The organism is Oceaniglobus roseus, assembly GCF_002869745.1.
Taxonomy (GTDB): domain Bacteria; phylum Pseudomonadota; class Alphaproteobacteria; order Rhodobacterales; family Rhodobacteraceae; genus Oceaniglobus; species Oceaniglobus roseus.
In genome coordinates, this window is the sequence record NZ_PNOS01000037.1 from 1 (window position 1) to 11,876 (window position 11,876).

General features: G+C 71.4%; 9 protein-coding genes. 4 read left to right on the forward strand and 5 right to left on the reverse strand.

Annotated features, from left to right (window positions below; genetic code table 11):
* The 3 genes from A7B20_RS16675 to A7B20_RS16685 all read right to left on the reverse strand — a co-directional run.
* Positions 1–609: DUF2201 family putative metallopeptidase (locus tag A7B20_RS16675; RefSeq protein WP_425437180.1), on the reverse strand; the 609-nt coding region annotated here is incomplete at its 3' end.
* Between the two features lie 4 nt (positions 610–613).
* On the reverse strand, positions 614–1,732 hold the full coding sequence (locus A7B20_RS16680) for an AAA family ATPase (protein WP_102109720.1): 1,119 nt from the start codon (positions 1,730–1,732) through the stop codon (positions 614–616).
* Positions 1,729–2,421, reverse strand: coding sequence for a hypothetical protein (locus A7B20_RS16685; protein ID WP_102109761.1), 693 nt, complete (start codon positions 2,419–2,421; stop codon positions 1,729–1,731). The genes A7B20_RS16680 and A7B20_RS16685 overlap by 4 nt, the downstream gene beginning before the upstream one ends.
* Positions 2,422–2,514: 93 nt before the next feature.
* On the opposite strand from A7B20_RS16685, the gene A7B20_RS21740 reads away from it, so the two are divergent.
* The 3 genes from A7B20_RS21740 (at position 2,515) to A7B20_RS16700 (ending at position 8,445) form a co-directional block, all read left to right on the forward strand.
* Positions 2,515–3,996, forward strand: a complete 1,482-nt coding sequence (locus tag A7B20_RS21740) for an alpha/beta hydrolase (RefSeq protein WP_102109721.1) — start codon at positions 2,515–2,517, stop codon at positions 3,994–3,996.
* A 124-nt stretch (positions 3,997–4,120) separates the two neighbouring features.
* Positions 4,121–5,284: an efflux RND transporter periplasmic adaptor subunit gene (locus A7B20_RS16695; RefSeq protein ID WP_102109722.1), complete on the forward strand. Its 1,164-nt coding sequence runs from the start codon at positions 4,121–4,123 to the stop codon at positions 5,282–5,284.
* A complete protein-coding gene (locus A7B20_RS16700; RefSeq protein ID WP_102109723.1) occupies positions 5,281–8,445 on the forward strand; it encodes an efflux RND transporter permease subunit in 3,165 nt (1,054 codons plus the stop codon). Before A7B20_RS16695 ends, A7B20_RS16700 begins: the two co-directional genes overlap by 4 nt.
* A gap of 192 nt (positions 8,446–8,637) precedes the next feature.
* Here A7B20_RS16700 and A7B20_RS16705 read toward each other — a convergent pair whose 3' ends face one another.
* Together A7B20_RS16705 and mazG are read right to left on the reverse strand one after the other, a co-directional pair.
* Positions 8,638–9,648 carry a Fe(3+) ABC transporter substrate-binding protein gene (locus tag A7B20_RS16705; RefSeq protein ID WP_102109724.1) on the reverse strand — a complete coding sequence of 337 codons (1,011 nt, stop codon included), beginning with the start codon at positions 9,646–9,648 and terminating at the stop codon, positions 8,638–8,640.
* 69 nt (positions 9,649–9,717) lie between these two features.
* Complete coding sequence (gene mazG, locus A7B20_RS16710) at positions 9,718–10,542, reverse strand: nucleoside triphosphate pyrophosphohydrolase (protein WP_102109725.1); 825 nt, start codon at positions 10,540–10,542, stop codon at positions 9,718–9,720.
* Between the two features lie 131 nt (positions 10,543–10,673).
* Here mazG and A7B20_RS16715 point away from each other — a divergent pair, with 131 nt between their 5' ends.
* A complete protein-coding gene (locus A7B20_RS16715; RefSeq protein WP_102109726.1) occupies positions 10,674–11,834 on the forward strand; it encodes a M20 aminoacylase family protein in 1,161 nt (386 codons plus the stop codon).
* Positions 11,835–11,876 lie beyond the last annotated feature (42 nt).

The following is an 11,876-nucleotide window of genomic DNA, read 5'->3' on the forward strand; positions in this document are numbered from 1 at the left end:
GCCGAGGGTGCCGCGCGCCGCGCCGATGCCGCGTCCCGCCTGCCGACCCGCGGCGAGGGCGCGCTCCATGCGGCCCTGCCAGGCGGCGGCGGCGTCCTCGCCGCTCTCCCCGGCGTTCGGCTGGAGATCCCGGCTGCCCTCCGCGCCGGTGGTCCGTTCCGCCGGTCCGACGCTGCGCTGAAGCGCGAGGTACAGCCGTTCGACGTCCCAGCCGCCGGGGCTCTCGGTGTCGATGCCGGGCAGGTCGGCGAGGGTCACGGCAGGTCGGGGAAGGCCGTGGCCGGCGGCAAGAAGGGACGTGTTCACAATGGCATCGGCGGCGATGTTGAACTGGCCCGTGTCGAAGCTTGCGCCCTGCCGCGCGGCCATGGCGGCCATGCGGGGGGAGTGGCGCAGGGCGACGTGCAGGATATGGTGCCCGGCCAGCCCGACCTGTTCGTGCAGCGGCAGCGACTCGAAATCGAGGCCGTAATGGATGGTCTCGCCCCGGGTGTGGGTGGCGCCCTCGCCATCGCGGTGGTCGCACCAGAGGGCGAGGGCGGCCAGCGCCGGGTCGTGGTCGGCGAGATGCGCGAGCGCGCGGCGGGCGCGGGCCGAGTGGCGGGCCATCGCCCTAGCCGAGCCCCGCCGCCTGCCGGTCGGCGGCATAGGCGGCATAGGCGGGCGAGGCGGCGACCTCGGCCCCGAGCCCGAGGTCGAGCGCGCGGGCCAGCAGCATCTCGAATCCGAACGCGCAGAGTTCGGCCAGCGGCAGGCGCGCGAAGGCCGCTTCCTCCCGATGCGCGGCGAGGTGGCGGATGCCCTCCATCACCTCGACGGCGGCCCCGACCCGGGCCCGGTCGGGCAGGGCGGCGAGGGCGAAGACCAGCGCGTTCAGCCCGTTCAGCGTCACGGGATAGAGCGGCCAGCGGCGGGACTGGGACAGCGCCAGCATCTCGTCCACCCGGAGGCTTGCCGCGATGTCCTCGGCCACCGCGGCAAACTCGGCGGCTGCCGCTTCCCCCACCGTGCCCGCGATGGCGGCGCGGCGCAGGGTGGCGTCCGGGATCGCGGCTAGGATCGTGCTGACCCGCTCCCACGAGCGCGGCGTGCAGGCGATGACATCGCCCCGGCGCAAGCTCTCCTCGGTGGTGTCGAGGAGGTCGGGGCGGGCGCGGATGAAGGCGGTGACGGCCGGGTGCAGGCCGCGGGGCACGGCGAAGCCCTTCACCCACTGGTCGGGATCGGCGGCAAGGTCGAGGTGGATCAGCCGGTCCGAGAGGGCGGTGCCCATCTCGTAGGCCACCGCGCCGTCCTCCACCGTGTTGCCGGCCGCGATGACCATGACCGAGGGCGGCAGGCGATGGCGGCCGACCCGCCGCTCCTGCAGCAGGCCGTAGACCGTGGGCTGAAGCTGCGGCGCGGCGGCTGTGAGTTCGTCGAGGAACAGGATCGCCGGGCGGTCGGGATCTTCGGGCAGGTCCTCGGGGCGGTACCAGACCGTCTTCCGCGCGTCGTGGTCGTAGTAGGGCAGGCCGCGCAGGTCCTGCGGCTCGATCGTGGTCAGGCGCAGGTCGTGCAGGTCGGCGCCGATGCGGCTGGCGAGATCCTGCACCACCTGCGTCTTGCCGACGCCGGGGCGGCCGTGGAGCATCCAGGACGCGGTGAGCCTGCCCGCACGCTGGGCCTCCCAGCCCGCCGCGAGGATCTCGGCCGCGCGGCCGGGGGTGACGCGGGGAGCGTTCAGGCTCATGCGGGCTGCGCTGCCGCGGCGGCGAAGGCGGCCATGCGGGCGTGGGCCGAGACGCTGCGCGCCTCGAGCGTGACGGCGCGCAGGAAGTCGTTCTGGTGAAGGTTGATGGCGAGGAGCTGCTCCTCGCTCAGGTGAGGACCGAAAAGGTGTTCGGCGATGATCGCGCGGTCCCCGGCGTCGAGCGGCAGGACCTCCGGCAACGGCTCGCGCCGCTGGAGCGAGACAAGGGTCAGCGGCGTGACGCGGGCGAGGTCGGACTGCTCGATCACCAGCGTTAGTTCGCCCGCGGCGATGCCCTTCCGCGCGGCGAGCCGGTTCAGCACCCCGAGCGCGGCGAAGCGCAGCGCGTCGATGCCCCGATGAGCGTCCTCCGCCGTCATCAGGCGCTGGCGGGCCTCGGGGGACATGCGCAGCATCTTCAGCTCGACCAGCCCGACGACCAGGATCATCGCCAGCGGGGCCTGGGCGATCGGCAGGGCGAAGCGCGGCCAGATCAGCATGGCGGCGACGAAGGGGGTCAGTGCGGCGGAGAAGCGCAGCATCTGGCCCTCGAACAGGATCCTCAGCCAGTGGCGGAAGGTGGCGTCGCGGCGGGGCAGGATGGCGATGCGGCCCAGCATCCGCTTCGGGACGGATTTCGTCTCGAGCGCCGCGGGGTTCCAGACCGTGTTCGGAGCGATGATGATCATGGGAAGGAAGTAAGGCGCGGGGTGCCGCGCGTCCAACGGCAAAACCGCGCGCCGCCCTGTGCGGCGCGGCGCGGCGGGTTATCTGGCGGCGGCATGGGAGCGAAGACGGATATCCGGCGGTGGATCGTCGCGACGCTGGCCGTGGCGGCGGTGGCCCTGTCGCTGTGGCAGCTCCAGCGCGACCGCGCCGGGCTGTCGCCGCAGGAACTTCGGGTCGGCGCGACGCCGGTGACGTTGTGGCAGGGGCCGGGGCCGCTGGTGGTGGTGGCGCACGGCTTCGCCGGGTCGCGGCAGATGATGCAGGCGATCACGCATGATCTCGCGCGGGCGGGCTTCACCGTCGCCGCCTTCGACTTCGACGGCCACGGGAGAAACCCGGTGCCGCTGTCGCCCGACATCGGGCGGATCGAGGGGACGACGGCCCAGCTGGTGGCGCAGACACGGGCGGTGGTCGCGGGCCTGCGCGAGGTCACGGGGCAGGCGGGTCCGGTGTCCTTCGTCGGTCATTCCATGGCGACGGACGTGGTGCTGCGTGCGGCGCACGAGACGGACGACGTGGCGGCGGTGGTCGTGATCTCGATGTATTCCGAGGTCATCACGCCGGAGTTTCCGACGCGCCTGCTGGCGGTCTCGGGCGCCTTCGAGGGCGGCCTGCGCGAGGTGGCCCTTCGCGCCGTGCGGCAGGTGGACGCGGCGGCGGAGGAGGGCGGGATGGTGTCCTCGGGCGAGGTCGCGCGCCGGGCGGTGGTGGCGCCGGGGGTCGGGCATGTGGGCGTGCTCTACAGCCCGGTGACGCTCGGCGCTGTGCGGGCCTGGCTGGCCGAGGCGACGGGGCGGGCCGATCCCGGCACGCCGCCGCGGCGGACGGGACCATGGCGCGCCGCGCTGCTGGTGGCGCTGGTGGCGCTGTTCTGGCCGCTCGCGGGGCTTCTGCCCGACCGCGCCGAGCCCCTGCCGCCGCCTATGACCCTGCGGCGCTTCTGGGCCGTGGCCCTCGTCCCCGTCCTGCCCGCCACCGCCGCCGGCTTGTTGGCCGCGCCACTGGGCCTTGTGGGGCTGGCGGGGTTCGCCGCCCTCGGCGCTGTCCTCGCGACCTGGGGCGCGGTGCAGCTGGCGCTGCTCTGGCGCGACGGCCGGCGCCCGGCGCGCCCTTCCGTCCTGCCGGCCCTCGCGCTCCTCGCCTGGGGTCTTGGCATCTTCGCCCTCGCGCTCGACCGCTACGGCGCCGCCTTCCTGCCGGTGGGCCCGCGTTTCGGCGTGATGCTGGCGCTGCTTCCCGCGGGGATGCTGTTCATGCTCGCCGACGCCGTGGCCAGCAGGGGCGCGCCGCTCTGGCGGCGGCTGGTGCTGCGGGCGCTGCCGCTTGTCGTGCTGGCGGGCGTGATGATCGCGGAGCCGGGGCGGCTCGGCATGGTGTTCACCGTGCTGCCGGTGCTGGTGCTGTTCCACCTCGCCTATACCACCATGGGGCGATGGAGTGCGGCGCGGGGCGGCCCGACGGGCACGGGGCTCGCGCTGGGGCTGTGCCTAGCCTGGGCGATCGCCGCCAGCACGCCGCTTTTCGCGGCAATGTGAAGGGCTGTGAGGGGCTGGCGGAAAAAAACCGTCCTTCCGCAGGGGAAGCGCGACGGAACGCGCTATCTCGCGCATTCATGCTAGACTAGCGTCGCATGGGCGCGCCCCCAGCTCTGGACATCGGATGGCTTTTCTTCGGCAGACGTTCCTGACCCTGATCGTGCTTGGCGCCACAGTTGTGGCCTGGGCATGGTTCGTGCCGTCCTCGCACCCCTACCTCGAGAAGGTCGGACTGTCCGGCCTTCTGGGGCTGGAGGCCGAGGGCGCGGTGGAGGCCCCGCAGGAGCGGCGGGGCGGCGGCGGGGCGACGCGGGTGACGGCGCGTCCCGTCGAGACGCGCGCCATCGACAACCGGATCGAGGCCATCGGCGACGGCGCCGCGCTGCGCGCGGTGGACCTGCGATCTGAGGTGGCGGGCACGGTGCGCGAGGTCGCGGTGGCGCCGGGCAGCCAGGTGAAGGCGGGTCAGCTGATCGTCCAGCTCGACGACGACGTGCAGCAGCTGGAACTCCAGCGCAGCCAGCTGATGCTGGAAAAGGCGCGCACGGACCGCGAGCGGCTGGACCGGCTGGCCGACCGCGGCGCCGTGACCTCGGTCCAGTCGCAGGAGGCCGAGCTGGCCCTGCGCACCGCCGAGCTGACCTTCGCCGACGCCGAGGTGGAGCTGGAGCGCCGGTCGATCCGCGCGCCCTTCGACGGCTGGATCGGGCTTCTCGAGGTCGAGGAGGGCGACCGGCTTTCGGCGCAGGACGTGCTTGCCGTGCTGGCCGACCGTTCTTCGATTCTGATCGACTTCCGTGTGCCCGAACGCGCCATCGCCGACCTGAAGACCGGCCTGCCCTTCGAGGCGCGTCCCCTCGCGCTGCCGGGCCGCGTCCTGACCGGCGAGATCGTCGCCATCGACAACGTGGTCGAGCGGAACAGCCGCACGCTGAAGGTGCAGGGGCGGCTCGCCAATGCCGACGACGTGCTGCGCACCGGCATGGCCTTCTCCGTCGCGCTCTCGATCCCGGGCGAGGTGCTGCCTGCGGTCGATCCCCTGGCGCTCCAGTGGTCCGCCGAGGGCTCCTTCGTCTGGCTGGTGCGGGAGGGCAAGGCGGCGCGGGTGCCGGTCGCGATCCGGCAACGCAACGCCGACGCCATCCTCGTGGCGGGCGAGCTGTCCGAGGACGAGATGGTCGTGACCGAAGGCGTCCAGAGCCTGCGCCCCGGTGCCGAGGTCGAGGTGGTGGAAGGCGCCGCCGTCGCCGACGCCGTGGCACCGCCCGCCACGTCGGTGGGCCAGTGAGCGCGGTCCCGCCCCCCGCGGGCGCTGCGGAGGACGGCAAGGCCAGGGCCCGCGCGGCAGGCGCCTCGGGCACGGCGCTGTTCGTGCGCCGCCCGATCCTGGCCTTCGTGCTGAACGCCCTGATCGTCATCGCCGGGCTCGCCGGCCTCTTCGGGGTCGAGATCCGCGAGCTTCCCGACGTCGACCGCCCTGTAATCACCGTGACCACCGAGTTTGCCGGCGCCTCGCCCGAGACGGTGGACCAGGAGGTGACGGGCCGGGTCGAGGGGGCGGTGGGCCGCGTCTCGGGCATCCGCTCGATCTCGTCCAACTCGCGCTTCGGCCGCTCCCGCGTGACGCTGGAGTTCGAGGACTCGGTCGACCTCGACGTGGCCGCCACCGACACCCGCGACGCGGTGGCGCGGATCGCCAACCAGCTGCCCGACGACGCCGAGACGCCGCAGATCGTCAAGGCCGACGCCAACGCCCAGCCGGTGATCCGCGTCGCCGTCACCTCGGCCTCCCGCTCGCCGCAGGAGCTGACGCGGATCGTGCAGGACCGGATCGAGGACCGCCTGATCTCGGTCGCGGGCGTGGCCGACCTCCAGATCTACGGCGACCGCGAACCGATCTTCCGGATCGACATCGACCAGCTGGAACTGGCCAGCCGCGGCCTGTCGCTGGCCGACCTGCGCAACGCGCTGGCCGATGTCGCCTATGACGCGCCCGCGGGCGACCTGACGGGGGAGCGGCAGACGCTCTCGGTCCGCTCCACCGCCACTGTCGCCACGCCCGAGGCCTTTGAGGCGCTGGAAATCGCGCCGAACGTGCGCATCCGCGACGTCGCCACCGTCACCCTCGGCCCCGAGCCGAACCAGACGATCCTGCGCGCCAACGGCCAGACCGGGCTCGGCCTCGGGGTGATCCGCCAGGCGACGTCGAACACGCTGGAAATTTCCAGGGACGTGCGCGCCGTGGTGGCCGAACTGTCCGAGACGTTGCCCGAGGACGTGAACATCTTCGTCACCTCCGACGACGCGCTGTTCATCAACGGCTCGATCGAGGAGGTGGTGAAGACGCTGCTTCTGGCCGTCGCCATCGTGGTGCTGGTGATCTTCGTCTTCCTGCGCGACCTCCGCTCGACCCTGATCCCGGCGCTGACCATGCCGATCGCGCTGATCGGCACCATCGCCGCCGTCTACATCCTCGGCTTCTCGGTCAACATCCTGACCCTGCTCGCCCTCGTGCTGGCGACGGGGATGGTGGTGGACGACGCCATCGTCGTGCTCGAGAACATCGTGCGCCGCCGCTCCGAAGGGATCGGCCCGAAGGCGGCGGCGGTTCTCGGCACGCAGCAGGTGTTCTTCGCCGTCGTTACCACCACCGCGACGCTCGCCGCCGTCTTCGTGCCGCTGTCCTTCCTGCCCGGCCAGGCGGGCGGCCTGTTCCGCGAGTTCGGCTTCACCCTCGCCGTCGCCGTGGGCCTCTCCTCGGTCGTCGCGCTGACCCTCTGCCCGGTGCTGGCGGCGCTGCTGCTGACCCGCGACATGAGCCGCGACGGAGACGCCCGCGGACCGCTGATCTGGCTCGGCAACCGGCTGGCGGCGCTCTATGCCCTCACCCTGCGGGCCTGCCTCGCCAACGCCTTCGTCGTGGTGCTGGCGGCGGCGGTCTTCGCCGCGACGGCGCTGATGATGGCGGGCGGCATCCGCCAGGAGCTGACACCGCCCGAGGACCGCGCGGTGGCGCTGCTGCGCATCTCGGCGCCCCAGGGCGTCTCGCTCAACTATACCCTTGGCAAGATGGACCGGATCGAAGCGCTGATCCAGCCGCTGAAGGACAAGGGCGAGATCACCAACATCTTCTCGATCACCGGCTCGGGCGGGTCGAACAACGGCGGCTTCATGGTGATGAGCCTCGCCCCCTGGGAGGCGCGGGAGCGCTCGCAGCAGGAGATCGTCGGCGACATCAACGCCGCCCTGCGCCAGGTGATCGGCGTGCGCGCCTTCGCGATCCAGCCGAACTCGCTCGGGATCCGCGGCGCGGGCCGGGGGCTCAGCTTCGCCGTCACCGGGGACAACTACGCCCAGCTCGCCGAGGTGTCCGAGCGGCTCGTCGCGCGGATGCAGCAGAACCCGGATTTCGGCCAGGTGCGGCTGGAATACGAGACGACCCAGCCGCAGCTCTTCATCGAGATCGACCGCGCCCGCGCCGCCGACCTCGGGGTCGACATCACCGGCCTCGGCGAGGCGCTGCGCGCGGTGCTGGAAGGGCGCACCGTGGGCTCTGTCTTCATCGACGACCGCGCCTACGACATCCAGATGCTCTCGACCACCGACCCGGTGAACGACCCCGGCGATCTCGAGCGGATCTTCGTGCGCGCGGGCGACGGCGAGATGGTGCCGCTCTCGAGCTTCGTGACGCTGGACGAACGCGCCGTCGCGCCCGAGCTGAACCGCGAGGGACAGGCGCGCTCGGTCGAGGTCTCGGCGGGGCTGACGCCGCAGATGTCGCTCGGCACCGCGATGTCCGAGGTGAACGCGCTCGCCGCCGAGGTGCTGGCGCCGAACAACCGCATCGTCCCCCTGGCCGAGGCGGCGACGCTCGACCAGACCTCCGCGGGCCTCGTGACCGTCTTCGGCTTCGCGATCCTGATCGTCTTCCTCGTCCTCGCCGCGCAGTTCGAAAGCTTCGTCTCCGCAGTGATCGTCATGGCCACCGTCCCGCTCGGGCTGGCCTGCGCGATCTTCGCGCTGCTCTTTTCGGGCCTTTCTCTGAACGTCTACTCCCAGATCGGCCTCGTCATGCTGATCGGGATCATGGCGAAGAACGGCATCCTGATCGTCGAGTTCGCGAACCAGCTGCGCGACGAGGGGGCGGGCGTGCGCGACGGGATCTTCGACGCCTCCACGATCCGCCTGCGCCCGGTGATGATGACGATGACCTCCACCGTGCTCGGCGGCGTGCCCCTGATACTGTCGGCGGGCGCGGGGGCCGAGGCGCGCGAGGCGCTCGGCTGGGTGATCGTCGGCGGCCTCGGCCTCGCCACCCTGTCGACCCTCTACCTCACGCCGGTCGCCTACCTCCTGCTCGCCCGCTTCACCACCCCGAAGGCCGAGGCCGAGGCCCGCCTCGTCCGAGAACTCGACGAGGCCGGGCGAAAGACCCTTCCGGCCGAGTGACCCCGGCCCGGAGCCAAAGAAAAAGGGCGCAGCCCGCAAGCTCCGCCCCATCTTTGCTTTCCAAATATCCCGGGGAGCGCGAGGGGCGGCGCCCCTCGCTCCCGCACTCTCGACCCTTCCGACCCCGGCCGGAAGGGCGCAACCCCGGGGAGCGCGAGGGGCGGGACGCCCCTCGCCCCCCTTCCGGGAGGATCAGCCGTCGAAGTCGACCCGCTCCATGATCTTCAGCGCCTCGGCGCGGTGGTCGGCGATGGCGGTCAGGCTGGTCGTGTCCGGCTGGATCTCGCCCCAGCTCGCCACCAGGTCCGAGGGAGGGGTGTCGGGGTCGGCCGGATACTCGTTCACCACGTTGGCATAGATCTTCTGCGCGTCGGGCGAGGCGAGGTATTCCATGAACTTCAGCGCCGTGTCGGGGTGCGGGGCCGAGGCGGTCATGGCGACGCCCGAGATGTTCACGTGGGTGCCCGAGCCGTCGGCGAAGGTCGGGAACTCGGGTCGGATCGCGTTCGCCCATTGCGTCTGCTCGGGGTCCTGCAGCATCTCGCCGATGTAGTAGGTGTTGCCGAGGGCGATGTCGCATTCCCCGGCCCAGATCGCGCGGGCCTGGGCGCGGTCGTTGCCCTCGGGCTTCCTCGCCAGGTTCGCCTTCACGCCGGCCGCCCATTTCTCCGCCGCCTCGGCGCCGTCGTGCTCGATGATCGCCGAGAGCAGGCCGAGGTTGTAGACATGGGTGCCCGAGCGGGTGCAGATGCGCCCCTTCCATTTCGGGTCGGCCAGATCCTCGTAGGTGGTGATCTCGCCCGGCTTCACCCGGTCCTTCGAGGCATAGACGATCCGGGCGCGGTAGGTGACGCCGAACCACTGGTTGTCCTTGTCGCGCAGCGCCTCGGGAATGTTCTTCTTCAGCACGTCGGACTGCACCGCCTGCGTGACGCCCGCCTCCTTCGCCTCGGTCAGGCGCGAGATGTCGACGGTCAGGATGATGTCGGCGGGCGAACGTTCGCCCTCGGCCTTCAGCCGCTCGGTCAGGCCCTTGTCGATGAAGGCGACGTTGGTGGTGATGCCGGTCTTCTCGGTGAAGCCGTCGAGGATCGGCTGGATCAACTCGGGCTGGCGGTAGGAGTAGATGTTGACCTCTTCGGCCATCGCCGGCGCGGCGAGCGCGATCAGCGAGGTGGCGAGGGTCAGGGCCGAATGTTTCATGGGTGCCTCCGTTTGACGTTGGCCCCTTATCCCTGAGTCTTTTGGTCGGGTCAACATACCCGATATTTTTTATCGGATATCCCGCTCCGCCCGTTTCGCCGCGTTCCAGAGCCCGTCCATCTCGTCCAGGTCCGACTCCTCCGGCCGCCGCCCTGACTTGCGAAGTTCGGCCTCGATCCACCGGAAACGGCGGGTGAACTTGGCGTTGGTGCCGCGCAGGGCCGCCTCGGGATCGACGCCGAGGTGGCGGGCGAGGTTGGCCATGACGAACAGCAGATCGCCCATCTCGTCGGCGATCTCTTCCGGCGACAGGCGGTCGCGGGCCTCGGTCAGCTCGCGCGCCTCCTCCACCAGCTTGTCCAGCACCTGCGCGGTATCGGGCCAGTCGAAGCCGACCCGCGCCGCGCGTTTCTGGAGCTTCACCGCCCTCAGCAGCGCGGGCAGGCCGAGCGCCACGCCGTCGAGCACGCCGTCCTCGGCCCGCGCCGCGCGCTCGCGCGCCTTTTGCACCTCCCAGTCGCGGGTCTGCTGCTCAGCCGACTTGTCGCGCGACTCGGGGCCGAAGACATGGGGGTGGCGGTCGATCATCTTCTCCGAGATCGCGGTGGCGATGTCGTGGAACGAGAAGTGCCCGGCCTCCTCGGCCATCTGGCCGTGATAGACGGTCTGCAGCAGCAGGTCGCCCAGTTCGCCCTTCAGGTCGCCCATGTCGCCCCTCTCGATCGCGTCGGCGACCTCGTAGGCCTCCTCGATCGTGTAGGGGGCGATCGAGGCGAAGTCCTGCTCGATGTCCCAGGGGCAGCCGGTCCCGGGGTCGCGCAGGCGGCGCATGATCTCCAGCAGGCGGGGCAGTCCTTCGGGGGTGGCGAAGATCGGGTCGTCTCGGTCGCGCATCGGGGCCTCCGGCTGGGATCGCCCGGGTTATCGGCCGCGCGCCTTCGGGAGTCCACCGCGGCCGCGACGGCTTGCCTTCGCGCGCCTGCGGTGGGAACAGTAGCGCGTCCGTGCCAGCGAAGGAGCCGCCCATGCCCGTCATCAACCGAATCGCCGACTATGCCGAGGACATGAAGACCTGGCGGCGCTGGATGCATCGCAACCCCGAGTTGGGGTTCGAGCTGCACAAGACGGCGGCCTTCGTGAAGGAGCGGCTGGAGGAGTTCGGGGTCGACGAGATCCATCCGGGCATCGCCACCACGGGCATCGTCGCGATCATCAACGGCACCGGCGAGGGGCCGACCATCGGGCTGCGCGCCGACATGGACGCGCTGCCGATCCTGGAGGCGAGCGGGGTCGAACATGCCTCGGAGACTCCGGGCAAGATGCACGCCTGCGGCCACGACGGACACACCACCATGCTGCTTGGCGCGGCGAAGTACCTGGCGGAGACGCGGAATTTCGCGGGCCGCGTGGCGCTGATCTTCCAGCCCGCCGAAGAAGGCGGCGCGGGCGGCGACGTGATGGTGAAGGAAGGCATCATGGACCGCTTCGGGATCGAGCGGGTGTTCGGGATGCACAACGCGCCGGAGGTGGCCGAGGGGCATTTCAACGTCGCCCCGGGCCCGATCATGGCCGGCACGGCCGAGTTCTTCGTCACCGTCACCGGCAAGGGCGGCCACGGCGCCTTCCCGCACGAGACGGTCGACCCGATCCCGCCGCTGCTGTCGATGGCGCAGGCCTTCGACACCATCGTCTCGCGCAACAACAAGCCGACGGCGGACCTTGTGGTCTCTGTCACGCAGCTCGAGGCCGGGTCGGCCACCAACGTGATCCCCGGCACCGCGAAGTTCGCGGGCACCGTGCGCGCCTTCGACCCCGAGGTGATCGACATGGTCGAGCGGCGGATGCAGGCCATCGTCGCGGGGCAGGCGGCGGCCTTCGGCGTCGAGGCCGAGCTGACTTACGAGCGCGGCTATCCCCCGACCATCAACGACGAGGCGGGGGCCGAGTTCGCCGCCGCCATCGCCAGGGCGGTGGTGGGCGAGGATCGCGTCGCGCCGGGAGAGCGGCAGATGGGGGCCGAGGATTTCTCCTACATGCTGAACGCGCGGCCCGGCGCCTACCTCTTCCTCGGGCAGGGCGACACGCCGTTCTGCCACCACCCCGCCTACGACTTCAACGACGAGATCGCGCCGATCGGGGCGTCGTTCTTCGCGAAGCTGGTGGAGACGGCGCAGCCGAAGGCCTGAGCGATTTGCCTGTCGGGGGCGTCGGACGCCTCCGGCGGGAGT

Bases quoted from the DNA above. Each gene is read 5' to 3' on its own strand.
- mazG (WP_102109725.1), bottom strand. From the start codon at position 10,542: ATGCGCGACCGAGACGACCCGATCTTCGCCACCCCCGAAGGACTGCCC.
- A7B20_RS16705 (WP_102109724.1), bottom strand. From the start codon at position 9,648: ATGAAACATTCGGCCCTGACCCTCGCCACCTCGCTGATCGCGCTCGCC.
- A7B20_RS16695 (WP_102109722.1), top strand. From the start codon at position 4,121: ATGGCTTTTCTTCGGCAGACGTTCCTGACCCTGATCGTGCTTGGCGCC.
- A7B20_RS16680 (WP_102109720.1), bottom strand. From the start codon at position 1,732: ATGAGCCTGAACGCTCCCCGCGTCACCCCCGGCCGCGCGGCCGAGATC.
- A7B20_RS21740 (WP_102109721.1), top strand. From the start codon at position 2,515: ATGGGAGCGAAGACGGATATCCGGCGGTGGATCGTCGCGACGCTGGCC.
- A7B20_RS16685 (WP_102109761.1), bottom strand. From the start codon at position 2,421: ATGATCATCATCGCTCCGAACACGGTCTGGAACCCCGCGGCGCTCGAG.
- A7B20_RS16715 (WP_102109726.1), top strand. From the start codon at position 10,674: ATGCCCGTCATCAACCGAATCGCCGACTATGCCGAGGACATGAAGACC.